The sequence below is a fragment of the Micromonospora sp. NBC_00421 genome, assembly GCF_036017915.1.
Lineage (GTDB): Bacteria > Actinomycetota > Actinomycetes > Mycobacteriales > Micromonosporaceae > Micromonospora.
On sequence record NZ_CP107929.1, the window covers coordinates 3,666,505 to 3,688,058 of the forward strand.

The following is a 21,554-nucleotide window of genomic DNA, read 5'->3' on the forward strand; positions in this document are numbered from 1 at the left end:
CGGTCGTGGACCCACATCGAAGGTGGACAAATACCCACCCTTCCCCGGGGAGGAAGCCCGAGGTCCGCCGACAGCCGTGCACGTCGACGGACCTCGGGTCCGACGGTGAAGGTCAGTCCGACGCCTCCAACTCGTCGTCGAGGATGTCGAACAGTTCGTCGGCGGACACCGACGCCAGGTCCCGGGCGGCCGGCTCCACGCTGGCCGTCCCGTACGCCGTGTTCCAGCGGGACACCAACGCCTGGAGCCGGACGGTGATCCGGCTCCGCTCCGCGTCGTCCGGCACCGTGCCGTCCAGCAGTGCCTCCAACCGGGCCAGCTCGGCCTCGATCGACGGGGCGGCCGGCAGGTCACCGGTCAGCTCCGTGCGCACGAACCGGGCCACCGCCGCCGGGCTCGGGTGGTCGTAGATGAGCGTCGCGGACAGCCGCAGGCCGGTGGCGGCGCCGAGGCCGTTGCGGAACTCCACGGCCGCCAGGGAGTCGAAGCCCAGCTCCAGGAAGCCCTTGCCCATCTCGACGACGTGCGGACTGGCGTGCCCGAGCACCTCGGCCGCCTGGCCCCGGACCAGCTCGGTGACCAGCCGGTCGGCTTCCTCCGGCGGCAGGCCGGCGAGCCGGTCGGCAAGGGGCTGCTCCCCGGCCACCGTGCCGCCCGCCGTACGCCGCGCCGGGGCGCGCACCAGGCCGCGCAGCAACGGCGGCACCCCCTCGGCCCGGGAACGGATAGCGGCCAGGTCGAGACGCACCGGGAGCGCCAGGGCGGGGGTCGGGTGGGTGGTCGCGTCGAACAACGCCAGCGCGTCCACGGTGGACAGGGCGGTCACCCCGGACCTGGCCATCCGGCGGAGGTCCGCCTCGCCCAGGCGACCGGTCATCCCACTGCCCGACTCGGCCCACAGGCCCCAGGCCAACGAGGTGCCGGCCAGCCCGTGCGCCCGACGGTGCTGGGCCAGGGCGTCCAGGTAGGCGTTGGCGGCGGTGTAGTTGGCCTGGCCGGCGCCGCCCAACGTGGCCGCCGCCGAGGAGAACAGGACGAACCAGCGCAACGGCAGGTGCAGGGTGAGTTCGTGCAGGTGACGTGCGGCCTCCGCCTTGGGAGCCAGGACCGCCGCCAGCCGCTCGGGGGTCAGCGCGGGCAGCAGGGCGTCGTCGAGCACACCGGCCGTGTGGATCACCCCGGTGAGCGGGTGCGCGGCGGGCACCCCGTCGAGCAGGTCCGCCACCGCCGACCGGTCGGCCAGATCGCAGGCGGCCACCGTCACCTCCGCACCGGCCGCCGACAGTCGGGCGACCAGCTCGTCCACCCCGGGCGCGGCCGGACCACGCCGGCTGACCAGCAGCAGCCGCCGTACCCCGTGCCGGGTCACGACGTGCTCGGCGACGAGGCGGCCCAGCCCACCGGTGCCGCCGGTGACCAGCACGGTGCCGTCCGGATCCGGGCGGGCGGGCAGTTCGTCGGCGGGCACCGGCAGCGGCGCCAGCCGGGGGGCGAGCAGCCCGACGGGGCGTACCGCGAGTTGTGGCTCGGCACCGGCGGCGAGCGCCGCGCGTAGCCCGGCCGGGTCCGCGCCGTCGACGTCGACCAGGACCAACCGGCCCGGATTCTCCTCCTGGGCGGCCCGGACCAGGCCCCAGACCGTGGCGTCCACCGGCCGGGGCACGTCCTCGCCGTCGCCGGTGGCGACCGCCCGGGTGGTCACCAGGACCAGCCGGGCACCGGCGAACCGGTCGTCGGCGAACCACCGCTGGAGCAGGTCCAGTGCCACGGTGGTGGCCGGCACCGTCGAGTCCGACGCCGCCCGCCAGGGCACCACGACGGTCTGCGGCGCGACACCGGTCCGCTCGACGTCGACCGCGAGCGCGGCGAGGTCGGGATGGCGGGGCACCCCGAGGCCGAGGTCGGTGTCGCCGAGCACCACCGTACGGTCGGCCGGCCCGGTGTCCGGGGTCGGCACCGGGGTCCAGACGACCTGGTACAGCGCGGAACGGTGGGCGGTACGTGCCGCGTCGAGCTGGTCGGCCGCGAGCGGCCGGACCACGAGTGCGGCGACCGAGGCGACCGGGGCGCCGTCGGCGTCGGCGAGCTCGATGCCGACCTCCTCCGGGCCGGTCCGGGTCAGCCGTACCCGCAGCGCCGTCGCACCGGTGGCGTGCAGGGCGACACCGCGCCAGGCGAACGGCACCTCGAGCCGGCCGTCGTCGGGCCGGTCCGCCTCGGCCAGGTCGAGGGCGTGCAGCACGGCGTCGAAGAGCGCCGGGTGCAGGCCGAACCGCCCGGCCGAGGACCAGGCGTCCTCGGGGAGCGCCACCTCGGCGTACACCTCGTCGCCGTGCCGCCAGGCGGCCCGCAGCCCCTGGAACAGCGGCCCGTAGTGGTAGCCGGCATCGGCCAGCCGGTCGTAGCGCCCGGCCAGGTCGACCGGGGTCGACCCGGCCGGCGGCCAGGCTTCGCCGGCGGCACCGGCGGGTGCGGTGGACGCCGCCGGGGCCAGTACGCCTGTGGCGTGCCGGGTCCAGCCGTCGACGCCGCCCTCCGGCCGCGAGTGCACGGTGACCGGGCAGCGTCCCGTCTCGTCGGACGACCCCACCACCACCTGGAGATCCACACCGCCCCGGGCCGGGACGGTCAGCGGGGACTCCAGCGTCAACTCCTCCACCAGGGCGCAGCCGACCTGGTCGCCGGCGCGCACGGCAAGCTCCACGAACGCCGTGCCGGGCAGCAGCACCGTCCCGGCGAGGGCGTGGTCGGCCAGCCACGGGTGGGTACGCAGCGAGAGCCGGCCGGTCAGCACGGTGCCGTCGGCGTCGGCCAACCCGACCACCGCGCCGAGCAGCGGGTGGGCGGCCGGGCGTTGGCCGAGGCCGGACACGTCGCCGCCGTCCGCCGGGGCGTCCAGCCAGAGCCGGCGACGCTGGAACGGGTACGTCGGCAGGTCGGTGACCCGGGCGCCGGTGGGCGCGAACCAGGCCCGCCAGTCCACCGGGACACCCCTGGTGTGCAGGGTGGCGACGGCGGTCAGCAGGGTCGCCACCTCCTCCCGTCCGCCCCGCAGCACCGGCACCAGGGCGACCCGGTCGGTGTCGGTGACGCAGTCCCGGCCCATCGCGGTGAGCACCGCGTCCGGACCGACCTCCAGGAACGTGGTGACGCCGGCAGCCTCCAGGGTGGTGATGCCGTCGCCGAACCGGACCGCCTCCCGGACGTGCCGCACCCAGTAGCCGGGGTCGCAGATCTCGTCGGGGTCGGCGAGTCGGCCGGTCAGGTTGGAGACCACCGGCACCCTCGGCGGTGCGAAGGTCAGACCGGAGAGAATCCGGTGGAACTCGGCAAGCATCGGCTCCATGTGCGGGGAGTGGAACGCGTGGCTGACCCGCAGCCGCTTGGTCCGGCGTCCCCTGGCCCGCCAACCGTCGGCGAGCGTGCCCACGGCGTCGTGGTCACCGGAGATCACCACCGCGTGCGGCCCGTTGACCGCGGCGATACCCAGCTCCGCCTCGCGTCCGGCCAGCTCCCGGCTCACCTCCGCCTCGGACGCCTCGACGGCCACCATCGCGCCGTCCTCGCGCATGCTCTGCATCAGTCGGCCCCGCGCGGTGACCAGGGTGGCGGCGTCGGCCAGCGACAGCACCCCGGCGACGTGGGCCGCGGCGACCTCGCCGATGGAGTGTCCGGCGACCAGGTCGGGCCGGATCCCCCACGAGTCGAGCAGCCGGAACAACGCCACCTCGATGGCGAACAGCGCGCTCTGGCTGTAGACGGTCTGGTCGAGCAGCGCCGCGTCGGCCACGTCCGGCTCGGTGTAGAGCACCTCGCGCAGCGGGCGGTCGAGCTTCGCCTCCAGGTACGCGCTGACCTCCGCGAAGGCCTCGGCGAAGAGCGGGTACGCGGCGGCCAGCTCGCGACCCATGCCGAGGCGCTGGGCACCCTGACCGGTGAAGATCATGGCCAGCTTGCCGGCGGACGGCGTACCCCGGACCACCTCGGCGGGGTCGCCGCCCTGGGCGACCTCCCGCAGGGCGCGGACCGCGTCCTGCCCCGCGGCGGCGACCACGACGGCCCGGCGTTCCAGGGCCGCCCGGGTGGTGGCCAGGGAGTAGGCCACGTCGAGGCCGGCGCCGGTGTCGGCGACCAGGCCGGCCTGGGCCCGCAACGCCTCCTCGGAACGGGCGGAGAGTAGCCACGGCAACACCGGTGGGGTGACCGTCGCGGCGGTCTCGACCGGCGCGTCCGGTGCCGGGGGTGCCTGTTCCAGGATGACGTGGGCGTTGGTGCCGCTGATACCGAACGACGACACCCCCGCCCGACGCGGCCGGTCCACCACCGGCCACCGCTGCGCCTCGGTGAGCAGCCGCACCTCCCCCGCCGACCAGTCGATCTGCGGCGACGGCTCCTCGGCGTGCAACGTCCGCGGCAACAGATCGTTACGCATCGCCAACACCGTCTTGATCACCCCGGCCACCCCGGCCGCGCCCTGGGTGTGGCCGATGTTCGATTTCACCGAACCGAGCCACAACGGACGGTCCGCCGCCCGGCCCTGACCGTAGGTCGCCAGCAACGCCTGCGCCTCGATCGGGTCGCCCAGGGTGGTGCCGGTCCCGTGCGCCTCCACCAGGTCCACCTGGTCGGCGGGGACGTTCGCGGCGGCCAACGCCTGCCGGATCACCCGCTGCTGCGAGGGGCCGTTCGGGGCGGTCAGCCCGTTGGACGCGCCGTCCTGGTTGACCGCCGAGCCGCGGACCACCGCCAGCACGCGGTGACCGTGCCGCTCGGCGTCGGAGAGCCGCTCCAACAGCAACATCCCGACGCCCTCGGACATCGCCGTGCCGTCCGCACCGGCCGCGAAGGAGCTGCACCGGCCGGCGGCGGAGAGCCCGCGCTGCAGGCTGAACTCGACGAAGGTGGCCGGGGTGGACATCACCGTCACCCCACCCGCCAACGCCAGCGAGCACTCCCCCGACCGCAGCGCCTGCACGGCCAGGTGGATGGCGACCAGCGACGACGAGCAGGCGGTGTCGACACTGACCGCCGGCCCCTCCAGCCCCAGGGTGTACGAGATCCGGCCGGACGCGACGCTGGACATGCTGCCGTTGCTCAGGTAACCGGCCAGTTCGTCCGGTACGGACGGCAGCCGGCTGCCGTAGTCGTGGTACATGACCCCCGTGAAGACGCCTGTCGCGCTGCCCTTGAGCGACAGCGGGTCGATGCCCGCCCGCTCCAGCGCCTCCCACGAGCTCTCCAGCAGCAGCCGCTGCTGCGGGTCCATCGCCGTCGCCTCACGCGGGCCGATCCCGAAGAAGTCCGGGTCGAAGTCGGCCGCGTCGTAGAGGAAACCACCCTCCATCGAGTACGTCCGGCCGGGCTTGCCGGGCTCCGGGTCGTAGAGACCGTCCAGGTCCCAGCCCCGGTCGGTGGGGAACGGCGAGATGGCGTCCGACCCGTCGAGCAGCAACTGCCACAGGTCCTCCGGGCTGCGGACACCACCGGGGAAGCGGCAACTCATCGCGACGATGGCGATCGGCTCGTCGGCCACCGGGCGGGGTGCGTCGGCCGGCCGGACGTCGACCGGGCCGCCGACGATGGTGTGGTGCAGGTGGTCGGCGAGCGCGCCGGGGTTCGGGTAGTCGAAGACCAGGGTGGCGGGCAACCGCAGCCCGGTGGCGGTGTTCAGCCGGTTGCGCAGCTCGACGGCCGCGAGCGAGTCGAACCCGAGTTCCTTGAACGCCCGGGTCGGCTCGACGGCGCTGCCGCTGTCGTGGCCGAGGACCGCCGCGACGCTGGCCCGGACCAGGTCGAGCAGCACCCGGTGCTGGTCGTCCGGGCCGAGGGTGGCGAGCTGCCGCTGGAGTCCGGACCCGGTGACCGGGGCGGACCCGGTGGCCGCCGCCCGGCGGGCAGGCAGTCGGACCAGCCCCCGGAACAGCGCCGGCAACTGCGCGCCCTGGGCCCGCAGCGCGGCGGTGTCCAACCGGATCGGCACCAGCACCGGCCCACCGTCGGCGACCGCCGCGTCGAGCAGGGCCAGGCCCTGATCCGAGCCGATCGGCAGGACGCCGGAACGGGCCATCCGGGCCACGTCCGCCTCCCCGAGGTGTGCGGTCATCCCGCTGCGCTGCTCCCAGAATCCCCAGGCCAGCGAGACCGCCGGTAGCCCGAGCGCCCGCCGGTGCACGGCGAGGGCGTCGACGAAGACGTTGGCGGCGGCATAGTTGCCCTGCCCGGCCCCGTCGATCACCCCGGCGGCGGAGGAGAACAGCACGAACGCGGACAGCTCCCGGTCGCGGGTGAGGTCGTGCAGGTGCCAGGCCGAGGTGGCCTTGGCCCGCCAGACCGAGTCGAGCTGCGCCGGCGTCAGGCTGGCCAGCAGCCCGTCGTCCAGCACACCTGTGGTGTGCACCACCGCGCTCAGCGTGGGTATGCCGTCCAGCAGGGCGGCGACGGCATCCCGGTCGGCCAGGTCGCAGGCGGCCACCTCGACGACCGCGCCGAGGGCGGTCAACTCGTCGCGCAGCTCCACCGCCCCGGGGGCGGACAACCCACGCCGCGACACCAGCACCAGGTCACGGACCCCGTGGCCGGCAACCAGGTGCCGGGCCACCAGCGCGCCCAGCACACCCGTGCCACCGGTCACCAGCACCGGACCCTCGGCCCGCCAGACCGCACCCGAGCCGGTCGCCCGGACCAGCCGCGGCACCCGGACCTGCCCGGCCCGCAGCGACAGCTCCGGCTCACCGGTGCCCACCGCGGCCAGGATCTCCTCCACCGGAGTCTCCGGATCCGCGTCCACCAGCACGAACTGACCCGGATTCTCCGCCTGTGCCGCCCGCACCAGGCCCCACACCGGGGCGTGGGCGAGGTCGGTGCCGCCGTCGACGGCACCGTGGGTGATCACCACCAGCTGGGCGGCGGCCTGCGCCGGGTCGGCGAGCCAGGACTGGAGCAGGGTCAGGGTCTCGGCCGTGGCCCGCTGGGCGGCGGTGGCCGGATCGGTGTCGTCACCGGCCGGGGTGAGCGGGGCGAGCACCACGTCCGGGACGCCGAAGCCGATCCCTCCGAGGTAGCCCCACGACTCGGTGGCGGTGCCGGTGGGGACGGTCGTCCAGTCGACGCGGTAGAGGTCGCCCTCGGTCGGAGCGGCGGCGGTGAGCTGGACCGGACGGGAGACGAGGGCGCCGACGACGGCAACCGGGGCACCGTCGGGGTCGGCGAGGTGCAGGGTGGCGGACTCCGGCCCGGCGGCGGTGATCCGGACCCGCAGGGCGGTGGCGCCGGTGGCGTGCAGGGTCACGTCGGTCCACACGAACGGCAGGTACGGCGGCCGACCGGCCGGCACCGGCTCACCGATCCCCACCGCCTGGAGCGCGGCGTCCAGCAACGCCGGATGCAGACCGAACCGGCCCGCCTCGGCATGTGCCTCCTCAGGCAACGCCACCTCGGCGTAGACCACGTCACCGGCCCGCCAGGCAGCCTGCACACCCTGGAACATCGGGCCGTACTCGTAGCCCTGGGCCACCAGGTCGTCGTACAGGCCGGCGGTCGGCACCGGCACGGCACCCGGCGGCGGCCAGGCCGTCAGGTCGAACGTGGGGTCGGCGGGGTCGGCGGAGAGCATGCCGGTGGCGTGCCGGATCCAGTTCCCGGTGTGCTCCGGCCGGGAGTGCACCGTGACCGCGCGTCGGCCGGCGTCGTCGGCAGCGCCCAGCAGGAGCTGCACCTGGACGGCACCCCGCTCGGGCAGGACCAGCGGGGCGTGCATGGTCAGCTCGTCGAGGTGGCCGACCTCGGCGTGGTCACCGGCGTGCAGCACCAGCTCGACGAAGCCCGTGCCGGGCAGCAGCACCGTGCCGTTGACGGCGTGGTCGGCCAGCCACGGATGGGTGTCCAGGGAGATCCGCCCGGTGAACAGCACCTCACCCGAGTCGGCCATGCCGACCGCGGCGCCCCACAGCGGGTGGCCGGCGGAACCGAGTCCGGCGGACGCGAGGTCGGCGCTGCCGCCGATGGCGTCGATCCAGTAGCGGCGGCGCTGGAACGGGTACGTGGGCAGCGGCACCTCGCCACGGGGGCGCGCCGGCAGCACCGGCGACCAGTCCACCGCGACGCCCCGGGTGAACGCCTCACCCAGCGAGGTCAGCCACCGGCGCAGACCCCCCTCGCCCCGACGCAGCGAGCCGACGGCGGCGACCTCGACGCCCGCGTCGGCGGCGGTCTCCTCGACGCCCATGGTCAGCACCGGGTGGGCGCTGCACTCCAGGAACACCCGCATCCCTGCGGCGAGCAGGGCCCGGGTGGTCTCCTCGAAGCGCACCGTCTGCCGCAGGTTCGTGTACCAGTACCGGGCGTCCAACCCGGTGGTGTCGAGCACCCCGGCGGTGACCGTCGAGTAGAACGGCACGCGGGAGGCGCGGGGGGTGATCCCGGCGAGGACGTCGAGCAGGCGCTGCTCGATCCGCTCGACCTGGGCGGAGTGCGAGGCGTAGTCGACGTTGACCCGCTTGGCCCGCAGGCCCTCGGCGGTGAGGGTGGCGACCAGGTCGTCCACCGCGTCGGGGTCGCCGGAGACGACCACGGAGGAGGTGCCGTTGACGGTGGCGACGGAGATCCGCCCGGCGTAGCCGGCCAGCCGCTCGGTCGCCGCCCGCTCGGGTAGACCGACGGACGCCATCGCGCCGCGACCCGCCAGATCCTCGGCGATCGCCAGGCTCCGCAGTGCCACCACCGCGGCACCGTCCCGCAGCGACAGACCACCCGACACCACGGCGGCCGCGATCTCGCCCTGCGAGTGGCCGATCACCGCGTCCGGTTGCACACCGAACGAACGCCACAGCCCCGCCAGCGACACCATCACCGCCCACAGCACCGGCTGCACCACGTCCACCCGGTCCGTCGACGGAGCGCCCTCGACGCCCCGCAGCACGTCGGTCAACCGCCACGGCACGAACTCGGACAACGCCGCGCCACACTCGTCGATCCGCTCGGCGAACACCGGCGACGAGTCCAGCAACTCCACCGCCATGCCAAGCCACTGCGAGCCCTGCCCGGGGAAGACGAAGACGGTGCCACCCCGGAGCACACCGGGGGCGACGCCGTCCTCGGCGAACGCGCGGGCCCCGGCGACGAAGTCGGCCCGGTCACCGACGACCACCGTCCGCCTGTCCAGCAGCGCCCGCCCGGTCGCCAGCGCGTACGCGAGGTCACCGGCCCGTGCGGTGTCGCTGCCGGCGACGGCGGCCACCCGGGCGGCCTGCTCCCGCAGCGCCTGGTCGGTACGGGCCGACAGCACCCAGGGCAGGATCTCCGGCTCGGGGGCGTCGGCCGGCGACTGCTCGACCGGGGGTGCCTGTTCGAGGATGACGTGGGCGTTGGTGCCGCTGATGCCGAACGACGACACCCCCGCCCGACGCGGCCGGTCCACCACCGGCCACCGCTGCGCCTCGGCGAGCAGCCGCACCTCCCCCGCCGACCAGTCGATCTGCGGCGACGGCTCCTCGGCGTGCAACGTCCGCGGCAACAGATCGTTACGCATCGCCAACACCATCTTGATCACACCCGCCACACCCGCCGCACCCTGGGTATGCCCGATGTTCGACTTGATCGACCCAAGCCAGAGCGGCTGGCCACCGGAACGATCCTGCCCATAGGTCGCCAACAACGCCTGCGCCTCGATCGGGTCACCCAGCGCCGTACCGGTGCCATGCGCCTCCACCACGTCCACCTCCGTCGCCGGAATCCCACCCGCGGAGGCAAGAGCCTGCCGGATCACCCGCTGCTGCGACGGACCGTTCGGCGCGGTCAAACCATTGGACGCACCATCCTGGTTGATCGCCGAACCCCGGATCACCGCAAGCACGTGGTGGCCGTTGGCCCGGGCGTCGGAGAGACGCTCCAGCAGCAGCATGCCGACGCCCTCGGACATCACGGTGCCGTCGGCGCCGGCCGCGAAGGACTTGACCCGGCTGTCGGCGGCGAGGCCGCGCTGGAGGCTGAACTCGACGAACGTGTCCGGGGCGGACATCACGGTGACACCGCCGGCCAGCGCCAGGGAGCACTCCCCGGCCCGCAGGGCCTGCACCGCCAGGTGGATCGCCACCAACGACGACGAGCACGCCGTGTCGATCGACACCGCCGGCCCCTCCAACCCCAGGGTGTACGAGATCCGGCCCGAGGCCACGCTGGCCATGCTGCCGTTGCCCAGGTAACCCACCAGGTCCTCGGGGACCGTCGGCAACCGGCTGGCGTAGTCGTGGTACATCACGCCGGCGAAGACGCCGGTGAGGCTGCCGCGCAGCGAGGTGGGGTCGATGCCGGCCCGCTCCAGCACCTCCCACGAGGTCTCCAGCAGCAGCCGCTGCTGCGGGTCCATCGCGACCGCCTCACGCGGGCTGATCCCGAAGAAGTCGGGGTCGAAGTCGGCCGCGTCGTAGAGGAAACCGGCCTCCATCGAGTACGTCTTGCCGGGCTTGCCGGGCTCCGGGTCGTAGAGGTTGTCGAGGTCCCAGCCCCGGTCGGTGGGGAACGGGGTGATGGCGTCGTCGCCCTCGACGAGCAACTGCCACAGCTCCTCGGGGGTGCGTACGCCACCGGGGTAGCGGCAGCTCATCGCGACGATGGCGACGGGCTCGTCGTCGGCGATCACCGTGGCGACGGTGGGAGCGGCCGGGGTGGCCGCGCCGACCAGCCGGGTGTGCAGGTAGTCGGCGAGCGCGGTCGGGTTCGGGTAGTCGAACACCAGGCTGGCCGGCAGCCGCAGCCCGGTGGCGGTGTTGAGCCGGTTGCGCAGCTCCACGGCGGCCAGCGAATCGAAGCCGATCTCCCGGAACGCCCGGCCGGGTTCCACGCCGGCGGGGCTGTCGTGGCCGAGGACCGCAGCCACGTCGACCCGGACCAGGTCGAGCAGCAGACGCCGCTGCTCGGCGTCGGGCAGACCGGTCAGTCTCCGTTGCAGCGCGGACCCGCCGACCGGCGTCGGCCCCGCCTCGGCGGCCCGCCGGGCCGGCAGCCGGACCAGGCCCCGGAACAGGGCAGGCAGCTGTTGACCCTGGGCGCGCAGCGCGGCGGTGTCCAGCCGGATCGGCACGAACGTCGGCTCCCCGGTGGCGACCGTCGCGTCCAGCGACGCCAGGCCCTGGTCGGAGCTGATCGGCAGGATGCCGGAACGGGCCATCCGGGCCAGGTCGGCCTCACCGAGGTGCGCGGTCATCCCGCTGCGCTCGGCCCACAGCCCCCACGCCAGCGAGGTCGCCGGGAGGCCCAGCCCACGCCGGTGCTCGGCCAGGGCATCGAGGAACACGTTCGCCGCGGCGTAGTTGCCCTGCCCGGAGCCGTCCACACAACCGGCGGCCGAGGAGAACAGCACGAACGCCGACAGGTCCCGGTCCCGGGTCAACTCGTGCAGGTGCCAGGCGGGGGTGGCCTTCGCCCGCCACACGCCGTCGAGCTGCGCAGTGGTCAGCGAGGTCGTCAACCCGTCGTCGAGGACACCTGTGGTGTGCACCACAGTCGTCAATCCGGGGATCCCGTCCAGCAGGGCGGCGACGGCATCCCGGTCGGCCAGGTCACACGCGACGATCTCCACGGCGGCGCCGAGACCGGCCAGTTCCTCGCGCAACTCCCCGGCGCCCGGGGCGGCCGGCCCACGGCGGGAGACCAGCACCAGGTCACGGATCCCGTGCGTGGTGACCAGGTGCCGGGCGACCAGCGCGCCCAGCATGCCCGTGCCGCCGGTCACCAGGGTCGTGCCCGCCGCCCGCCACGGGGTGTCGCCGGTGGCGGCGCGGGCCAGCCGTGGCACGCGTACCTGCCCGTCGCGCAGCGACAGCTCCGGCTCGCCGGTGTCGACCGCCGCGACGACGTCGTCGACAGGCGTCTCCGGGGCGGCGTCGACGAGCACGAACTGGCCGGGGTTCTCCGCCTGCGCGGCCCGGACCAGACCCCAGACCGGGGCCTGGACCAGGTCGGTGACCCCGTCGGCCGCGCCACTGGTCAGCACCACCAGCCGGGATTCGGTCGACCGGGGGTCGGCCAGCCAGCGTTGGAGCAGCCCGAGCACCGCAGCGGCGGTGGCCCGCGAGGCCGACTCGACGTCGGCGGGGACCGCTGCGTCCGGGGTGGTCGACAGGTCGGTGAGGCGGGTGAGGACAAGTTCCGGCGCCTCGTCCGCGAGATCCTCCAGGTAGGCCCAGGAGGTGGCCGGGGCGGCGGCCACCGGCACCGGGATCCAGTCGACCCGGTAGAGGTTGCCGTCGGTGCCGCCCGCCGGGGCGAGCTGCACCGGCCGGGACACCAACGCACCGACCTCTGCCACCGGCGCACCCGTCGGGTCGGCCAGGTGCAGGGCCACCGCCTCCGCGCCCGCCGGAGTGACCCGGACCCGCAGCGCGGTCGCACCGGCGGCGTGCAGCGTCACGTCGGTCCAGGCGAACGGCACCGACGGCGGCCGGTCCGCCGGCACCTCCTCGCCGATCCCCACCGCGTGCAGCGCGGCGTCGAGCAGCGCCGGGTGCAGCCCGAACCGCGCCGCGTCGGCGTGCGCCTCCGACGGCAGCGACACCTCCGCGTACACCGTCTCGCCGGCCCGCCAGACGGCCTGTACGCCCTGGAAGACCGGACCGTACTCGTACCCCTGCGCCACCAGGTCGTCGTAGAGCCCTTCCACCGGCACGGGCACCGCGCCCGGCGGCGGCCAGGCGGTCAGGTCGAAGGTGGGATCGGCAGGCGTGTCGGCGAGCACGGCGGTGGCGTGCCGGGTCCACGGCAGGTCCGGGTCGGCGTACTCGGGACGCGAGTGCACGGTGACGGTACGCCGGCCCGACTCGTCACCGGCCGTCATCAGCAGCTGGACCTGCACCGCGTCGCGCTCGGTCAGCAGCAGCGGGGCGTGCAGGGTCAGCTCCTCGAGGTGCCCGAGGCCCACGTGTCCACCGGCGTGCAGCACGAGCTCGACGAAGCCGGTACCGGGCAGCAGCACGGTGCCGGAGACCGCGTGGTCGGCCAGCCACGGGTGGGTGTCCACGGAGAAACGGCCGGTGAACAGCACCTCCCCCGACTCGGCCATCGGCACCGACGCGCCCCACAGCGGGTGACCCGCCGCCCCGAGGCCCACCGACGCCACGTCGGTCGCCGCGGTGGTGGCGTGGATCCAGTAGCGGCGGCGCTGGAAGGGATAGGTGGGCAGGGCGGTGCTGCGGGCGCCGGTGGGCGCGAACCAGGCCCGCCAGTCCACCGTGACACCCCGGGTGTGCAGGGTCGCCAGGGCGGTCAGCAGGGTCGTCGGCTCGTCCCGGCCGGCCCGCAGGACCGGCACCAGGGCCACCGCGTCCTCGTCGGTCACGCAGTCCCGGCCCATCGCCGTGAGCACCGCGTCCGGGCCGACCTCCAGGAAGGTGGTGACCCCGGCGGCCTCCAGGGCGGCCACCCCGTCGCCGAACCGCACCGCCTCCCGGACGTGCCGCACCCAGTAACCCGGGTCCCGCAACTCCTCCGGATCCGCCACCGCGCCTGTCACGTTGGACACCACGGGCAGCTGCGGCCTGTCGAAGACCAGCCCGGTGAGGATCTCGTGGAACTCCGCCAGCATCGGCCCCATGTGCGGCGAGTGGAACGCGTGACTCACCCGCAACCGCTTCGTCCGCCGACCCTGCTCCCGCAGGCCCGCCGCGACCGACTCCACCACGTCGGCATCGCCGGAGACGACCACGGCACGGGGACCGTTGACCGCCGCGATGCCCGCCTGCGCCTCCAGGCCGGCCAGCGCCGCCCGTACCTCCGCCTCGGACGCCTCGACGGCGACCATCGCGCCGTCCTGCCGCATCGACTGCATCAACCGGCCACGCGCCGTGACCAGGGTCGCCGCGTCGGCCAGCGACAACACCCCGGCCACGTGGGCGGCCGTCACCTCGCCGATCGAGTGCCCGGCCACCATGTCGGGCCGGACCCCCCACGACTCCAGCAACCGGAACAGCGCCACCTCGACGGCGAACAACGCCGCCTGGCTGTAGACGGTCTGGTCCACCAGCGCGGCGTCGGCGGTGTCGGGCTCGGCGTACAGCACCTCCCGCAACGGCCGGTCGAGCTTCGCGTCCAACTCCGCGCAGACCTGGTCGAAGGCTTCCGCGAACGCCGGGTACGCCGCCGCCAGCTCACGGCCCATCCCCCGCCGCTGCGCGCCCTGGCCGGTGAACAGCACGGCCAGCTTCCCGGCGGACGGTGACCCGTACACCACGTCGGTCGAGTCGGTCCCCTCCGCCACACACCGCAGGGCGCGGAGCGCGTCCTCGCCGGCCGCGGCCACCACGACCGCCCGCCGCTCCAACGCGGCCCGCGTCACGGCCAACGAGTAGGCCACGTCCAGGTCCGCGTCCGTGCCGGCGACCCGGTCGGCCTGCGCCCGCAACGCCTCCACCGACCGTGCGGACAGCAACCACGGCAGCACCGTCGGGACGACGGTCGCGGCGACCTCGGCCGGCGGGGGCTCCTCCACCGGGGGTGCCTGTTCGAGGATGACGTGGGCGTTGGTGCCGCTGATGCCGAACGACGACACCCCCGCCCGACGCGGCCGGTCCACCACCGGCCACCGCTGCGCCTCGGCGAGCAGCCGCACCTCCCCCGCCGACCAGTCGATCTGCGGCGACGGCTCCTCGGCGTGCAACGTCCGCGGCAACAGATCGTTACGCATCGCCAACACCATCTTGATCACACCCGCCACACCCGCCGCACCCTGGGTATGCCCGATGTTCGACTTGATCGACCCAAGCCAGAGCGGCTGGCCACCGGAACGATCCTGCCCATAGGTCGCCAACAACGCCTGCGCCTCGATCGGGTCACCCAGCGCCGTACCGGTGCCATGCGCCTCCACCACGTCCACCTCCGTCGCCGGAATCCCACCCGCGGAGGCAAGAGCCTGCCGGATCACCCGCTGCTGCGACGGACCGTTCGGCGCGGTCAAACCATTGGACGCACCATCCTGGTTGATCGCCGAACCCCGGATCACCGCAAGCACGTGGTGGCCGTGGCGTTCGGCGTCGGAGAGACGCTCCAGCAGCAGCATGCCCGCACCCTCGCCCCAGCCGGTGCCGTCGGCGCCGGCGGCGAAGGACTTCGACCGGCCGTCCTTCGCCAGGCCACGCTGGAGGCTGAAGTCGAGGAACGTGTCCGGCGTGGACATCACGGTGACGCCACCGGCCAGCGCCAGGGAGCACTCCCCGGCCCGCAGGGCCTGCACCGCCAGGTGGATCGCCACCAACGACGACGAGCACGCCGTGTCGATCGACACCGCCGGCCCCTCCAACCCCAGGGTGTAGGCCACCCGGCCGGAGACGATGCTGGCCAGGCTGCCGTTGCCCAGGTAGCCGGCCAGGTCGTCGGGCACCTGGTGCAGCCGCAGCGCGTAGTCGTGGTACATGACGCCCGCGAAGACGCCGGTCGGGCTGCCCTTGAGCGAGGTCGGGTCGATCCCGGCCCGCTCCAGCACCTCCCACGAGGTCTCCAGCATCAGCCGCTGCTGCGGGTCCATCGCGACCGCCTCACGCGGGCTGATCCCGAAGAAGTCCGCGTCGAAGTCGGCGGCGTCGTAGAGGAAACCACCCTCCATCGAGTACGTCTTACCGGGCTTGCCGGGCTCCGGGTCGTACATGCCGACCAGGTCCCAGCCCCGGTCGGCGGGGAACGGGGAGACCGCGTCGGTGCCACTGTCGAGCAGTTCCCAGAGCTGCTCCGGGGTGGCCACCCCGCCGGGGAAACGGCAGCTCATCGAGACGATCGCGATCGGCTCCTGGGTGAAGGATGCCGACGCGAGCTCCGGCACCGTCACGGCCGCGCCGGTGCCCAGCACGGTGGAGACCACGAACTCGGCGAGCGCCGCCGGGGTCGGGTAGTCGAACGCCAGGGTCGCCGGCAACCGCAGCCCGGTGGCCGCCTTGAGCCGGTTGCGCAGCTCGACCGCAGCCAGCGAGTCGAAGCCCAGCTCGTTGAAGGCCCGGCGCGGCTCGATCGCGTCCGCGCCGTCGTGCCCGAGCACGGCGGCGACGTGCTCGCGGACCAGGTCGAGGGTGAACCGGTCCCGTTCGGCCGGGCTGAACGCGGCGAACTGCCGGGCCAGCCCCTGCATGGCGTCCGCCGGGCCGGCCGCCTGGGCGCTGCGCCGCGCCGGCAGCGGCACCAGGCCACGCAGCAGCGCCGGCACGCCGTCCGGCCGGGCGCGCAGCGCGGCCAGGTCGACCCGGATCGGGGCGAGCACCGGCTCGTCGACGCCGAGCGCCGCGTCGAGCAGGGCCAGGTTCTCCGCCGGGGTGAGGCCGGGCATGCCGGAGCGCTCGATCCGGTGCAGCGCGGCGGCGTCCAGCTTGCCGCCCATCCCGCTGTCGCCGGTCCACAGCCCCCAGGTGAGCGCGACGGCGGGCCGGCCGGCGGCCCGGCGGGCGACGGCCAGCGCGTTCAGGGTGGCGTTCGCGGCGGCGTAGTTGCCCTGGCCGGCGCAGTCGAGCAGGCTGGCCAGCGAGGAGAAGAGCACGAACGCGGTCAGGTCGGCGTCGCGGGTCAGCGCGTCGAGGTTGACCGCGCCGTCCAGCTTGGCCTGCAGCACCGCGTCGAGCCGGTCCGGGGTGAGCGAACCGATCGTCGCGTCGTCGACGATGCCGGCGGCATGCACCACCGCCCGCAGCGGCCGGTCGGCCGGGATACCGGCGAGCAGCGCGGCCAGCGCGTCGGCGTCGGCGGCGTCGCAGGCGGCCACCTCGACACTCGCGCCGGCCGCTTCCAGCTCCGCGCGCAGCGCCGGCACGCCGGCCGCCGCCGGGCCACTGCGGCTGGTCAACAACAGCTGGCGTACGCCGTGGTTGCCGGCCAGGTGCCGGGCCACGTGCGCCCCGAGCCCGCCGGTGCCGCCTGTGACAAGCACCGTGCCGTCGGTCGGCCAACGGCTGCCGGCGGCGCTGGTGGTGGTGTCGCTCACGCCGGTGGTGGTGCCGGCCGCCGTGCCGGCGTCGGCGCTCGCCGGGACGACGGCGGTGGCGGTCGGGGTGGTGGCGACCCGGGCGAGGCGGGGCGCACTGATCTCGCCGTCGCGCAGCCGCAGCTCCGGTTCCCCGGTGGCCAACGCGGCGGCCAGCAGCGGCGTCGGGGCGTCGGTGAGCCGGACGGTGACGAACCGGTCCGGGTTCTCCGTCTGCGCGGCCCGGACCAGGCCCCAGACCGCCTCGGTGGCGAGGTCGTCGGCCCGGCTGACGAAGACCAGCCGGGTGCCGGCCAGCCGCGCGTCGGCCAGCCACTGCTGCAGCAGCGCCAGCGCGTCGGCGGTGGCGGCCCGGACGTCACCGGTGGCGACGCCGACGAACGCCCACTCGGGGGCGGTCGCGCCGGCGTCGATCGCCGCACCCAGCGCGGCCGGGTCGGCGTGCCGGGTGGCCGCGCCGATCCGCTCGTCGCCGAGCACCACCCAGCGCGGGGTGCCCGCCGGGGCGGGCCGGTGGCCGAGCTTCGTCCACTCCAACCGGAACAACCGCTCGTGGTAACCACCCCGGGCGGCGGTGAGCTGGGCGGTGGAGACCGGTCGGGAGACGAACGACCGCACCGAGGCGACAGGTGCGCCGGTGGCGTCGGCGAGGGTCACCGACACGCTGTCCCCGGCGGCGGGGGCGATCCGCACCCGCACCTCGGCGGCACCGGCCGCGTGCAGGGTGACGTCGTTCCAGGCGAACGGGATGCGCACCTCGTCGTCGGCGGGTTCGCCCCGACGGGCCGCGTCGATGGCGTGCAGGGCGGCGTCCAGCACCGCCGGGTGCAGGCCGAAGCGGGCGGCGTCGGCCCGGCTGTCGGCGGGGAGCGCGACCTCGGCGTACACCTCCTGGCCGCGCCGCCAGACGGCCTTGAGGCCCTGGAAGACCGGGCCGTAGCCGTAACCCTGCGCGGCCAGTTCGGGGTAGACGCCGGCCAGGTCGACCGGGCGGGCGTCGCGCGGCGGCCACTGGGTGAGCGGCTGCCCGGCGTCGGCGGCCTCCGGGGCGAGGAAGCCGCTGACGTGCCGGGTCCAGAGCTGATCGTCCGGGTCGGACCCGTCGGGGCGCGAGTAGACGGCCACCGGGTAGCGGCCGGCCGGGTCGGCGGCGCCGACGACCACCTGGAGGGCGACGCCGCGCTCGTCGAGCGCCAGCGGGGCCTCCAGGGTCAGCTCCTCCACTGTCGAGCAGCCGACCTGGTCGCCGGCGCGGACCGCCAGCTCGACGAAGGCGGTGCCGGGCAGCAGCGCCACCCCGGAGATGGTGTGGTCGGCCAGCCACGGGTGACTACGCAGCGACACCCGGCCGGTGAGCACCACCCCGTCGCCGCCGGCCAGGCCGACGACCGCACCGACCAGCGGGTGCCCGGCGGCGAGCTGGCCGAAGCCGGTCGCGTCGGCGCTGCCCCCACCGGATTCCATCCAGAACCGGCGACGCTGGAACGGGTACGTGGGCAGCGCCACCCGGCGCGCGCCGCGCCCGGAGAAGAACGCGGCCCAGTCCACCTGCACCCCCCGCACGTGGGCGCGGGCGACGGCGGCCACGACGTCGGTCTCCTCGTCCTGGTCGGCGCGCAGCAGCGGGGTGAAGACCGCGTCGGCGTCCTCGGCCAGGCAGGCCGGACCCATCGCGGAGAGCACACCGGTCGGCCCGAGTTCGAGGAAGGTGCCGACCCCCTCGTCGGCCATCACCCGGACCGCGTCGGCGAACCGGACGCTGTCGCGGACGTGCCGCACCCAGTACTCGGGATCGCAGAGCTCACCGGAGAGCACCGGCCGACCGGTGACCGTGGAGACGACCGGGATGGTCGGCGGACGGTAGCTGAGCACGTGGGCGAGCCGGCCGAACTCGGCGAGCATCGGCGTCATCAGCGGCGAGTGGAAGGCGTGGCTGACCTTCAGCCGCTTCGTCTTGTGCCCGGCGGCGGCGAGGGCGGCGACCACCTCCTGCACAGCGTCCTCGGCACCGGAGACCACCACCGAGGTCGGACCGTTCACCGCCGCCAGGCCCACCTGCGCCTCGCGGCCGACGAGCAACGGGCGGACCTGCTCCTCGGTGGCCTGCACCGAGACCATCACGCCCTCGGCGGGAAGCTGCTGCATGAGCCGGCCGCGCGCGGCGACCAGGAGCGCCGCGTCCTCCAGGGAGAGCACCCCGGCGACGTGGGCGGCGGCCAGCTCACCGATCGAGTGCCCGGCGAGCAGGTCGGGCCGGACCCCCCAGGATTCCAGCAGCCGGAACTGGGCCACCTCCACGGCGAACAGCGCGCACTGGGTGTAGGCGGTCTGGTCGAGCAGGGCCGCCTCGGCGGTGCCGGGCCCGGCGAACAGGACGTCGGCGAGCGGCACGTCCAGTTGCAGGTCCAACCAGCCGCAGGCGGCGTCGAAGGCGGCGGCGTAGACGGGGTGGCTGCCGTACAACTGCCGGCCGGCACCGAGCCGCTGGCTGCCCTGGCCGGTGAAGAGGAACCCGAGCCCACCGCCGGTGACCTGGCCCAGGGCCACGCCGGGCACGGTGCCGCCGTCGGCGAGGGTGGCCAGGTCCCGCACGACGCCGGCCCGGTCCCGGGCCACCAGCACCGCCCGGTGCTCCAACGCGGTACGGGTGGTCGCCAGCGAGTAGGCGACGTCGCGCAGCTCCGGGGCGTCCGCGCCGGTGTCCACGGTGGCGAGCAGCGCGGCGGCCTGGTCCCGCAGCGCCGCCCCGTCCCGGGCGGAGAACACCACCGGCAGCACCTCGCCGGGCAGCTGCGGCACCTCGGGCACCGCCTCGTCGTCGACCGCCGGGGGCTCCTCGACGATGACGTGCGCGTTGGTGCCGCTGACCCCGAACGAGGAGACCCCGGCACGGCGCGGCCGGCCCGGGTCGGCCCACTCGCGGGCCTCGGTGAGCAGGGCGACGGTGCCGGCGGACCAGTCGACGTTGGGGGTGGGCGCGTCGACGTGCAGGGTACGCGGCAGCACCCGGTGCTTCATCGCCATCAGCACCTTGATCACCCCGGCCACCCCGGCGGCGGCCTGCGAGTGACCGATGTTGGACTTCAGCGAGCCGAGCCAGAGCGGCCGGTCGGCGGGGCGTTCCCGGCCGTAGGTGGCGATGATCGCCTGCGCCTCGATCGGGTCGCCGAGCCGGGTGCCGGTGCCGTGCGCCTCGACCATGTCCACGTCGGTGGCGGCCAGCCCGGCCGAGGCCAGGGCGGACAGGATCACCCGCTGCTGGGACGGCCCGTTCGGGGCGGTCAACCCGTTGGACGCGCCGTCCTGGTTGATCGCCGACCCACGGATCACCCCGAGAACCCGGTGGCCGTTGCGCCGGGCGTCGGAGAGGCGCTCCAGCACCAGGATGCCCACGCCCTCGGCCCAGCCGGTGCCGTCGGCCGCCGCCGCGAACGGCTTGCACAGCCCGTCCGGGGCGAGGCCCCGCTGCCGGCTGAACGCGGTGAACGCGCCCGGGTGCACCATCACCGCGACCCCACCGGCGAGCGCGGTCGTGCACTCCCCGCGCTGGACCGCCTGGCAGGCCAGGTGCAGGGCGACCAGGGAACCCGAGCAGGCGGTGTCCACGGTCAGGGTGGGACCCTCGAAACCGAAGGTGTAGGCGAGCCGGCCGGACACCACGCTCGGCGCGTTGCCGGTGAGCAGGTAGCCGTCCAGACCCTCCGGGGCCTCGTGCAGCCGGGGGCCGTACTCCTGCGGCTCGGCGCCGATGAAGACGCCGGTCTGGCTGCCGCGCAGCGACGCCGAGTCGATGCCGGCGTCCTCCAACGCCTCCCAGGCGGTCTCCAGCACCAGCCGCTGCTGCGGGTCCATCGTCATCGCCTCGCGCGGGCTGATGCCGAAGAAGTCCGCGTCGAACTCGGCCGCCCCCTCCAGGAAGCCGCCCTGGCGGACGTAGGTCTTGCCCGGCTTGCCCGGGTCCGGGTCGAAGAGGCCGTCGGTGTCCCAGCCCCGGTCGGTCGGGAAGTCCGAGATGACGTGCCGGCCCTCGAAGACCAGCCGCCACAGGTCGTCGGCGGAGGCGCTGTGCCCGGGGTATCGGCAGCCGATACCGACCACGGCGATCGGCTCGTCGTCGTCGGCCCGGCGCAGCGGCGCGGCGGCCGGGGCGGGCGCGGCATCCCCGCCGAGCAGGGTGCGCAGCAGCCGCCCGACCGCCTGCGGCGTCGGATGGTCGAAGACCAGCGTGACCGGCAGGTCCAGGCCGGTGGCGGCGGTGAGCCGGCGGTGCAGCTCGACCGCGGCGAGCGAGTCGAAGCCCAGGTCGCGGAAGGGCCGGCCCGGTTCGACGGCGTCCGGGCCGTCCGGCAGCACGGTCCGCAGCACGTCGCGGGCCTGCTCCCGGACCAGGGCGGTGAGCGCCCGGTCCTGCTCGTCGGCCGTGCGGCCGTCCAGCCGCCGCCGCAGTGCCGACAGCGCGTCGGGCTCGGCACCGGTGGGGTTCACGGACTCGCTCATGGCACGCTCCACTAGGTCTCCGGGTTCGACGCCCGGCTCGGTGTGTCGGCTTGCGGCGCCCGATCACGGCAAGGCCGCCGCGACCGGTAGGGGGGACCGGTCGCGGCGG

Annotated in this window: 1 protein-coding gene; it reads right to left on the reverse strand. The window is 74.9% G+C overall.

Going from position 1 to position 21,554, the window contains the following annotated elements; genetic code table 11:
• Window positions 1-112 precede the first annotated feature (112 nt).
• Window positions 113-21,445 (reverse strand): SDR family NAD(P)-dependent oxidoreductase, encoded by a 21,333-nt coding sequence (locus OHQ87_RS15215; protein ID WP_328338409.1) that lies wholly within the window; start codon window positions 21,443-21,445, stop codon window positions 113-115.
• Window positions 21,446-21,554: the final 109 nt, after the last annotated feature.

Excerpts from the sequence above, each read along its gene's own strand:
- OHQ87_RS15215 (WP_328338409.1), bottom strand. The coding sequence starts at position 21,445 with ATGAGCGAGTCCGTGAACCCCACCGGTGCCGAGCCCGACGCGCTGTCG.